At 63.6% G+C, this 396-nt stretch carries 1 protein-coding gene; it reads right to left on the reverse strand.

The genetic code is table 11. From position 1 onward, the window contains the following. Positions 1 to 396, reverse strand: a 396-nt coding sequence (locus GPA22_RS22530; RefSeq protein ID WP_211169316.1) for an efflux RND transporter permease subunit, incomplete at both ends; no start/stop codon positions are given.

The following is a 396-nucleotide window of genomic DNA, read 5'->3' on the forward strand; positions in this document are numbered from 1 at the left end:
CGTCAGCGCCAGCAGCGTCATGTTGTTGATGGAGTAATCCAGCGCGTACATCGCAGCGCAGGTGCCGAACAGCGAGATCGGCACCGCGAGCGCCGGAATGAAAGTCGCCGACGCCGAGCGCAGAAACAGGAAAATCACCAGGATGACGAGCCCGATCGCGATCAGCAGGGTCTCCTCGACGTCGCTGACCGCCTGCCGGATCGAGACCGAGCGGTCCATCATCACCTGCATCGTTACCGAGGGCGGGATCGCGGCGCGCAGCGACGGCAGCTTTGCGAGAACGGCGTCGACGACGGCGACGGTGTTGGCGTCGGGCTGTTTCTGGATCGCGAGCACGATCGCGCGCTCGTCGTTCATCCAGGTCGCGATCTTGTCGTTCTCGACGCTGTCATAGAC

Origin of the sequence: Aromatoleum toluvorans (genome assembly GCF_012910905.1) — a bacterium.
Taxonomy (GTDB): domain Bacteria; phylum Pseudomonadota; class Gammaproteobacteria; order Burkholderiales; family Rhodocyclaceae; genus Aromatoleum; species Aromatoleum toluvorans.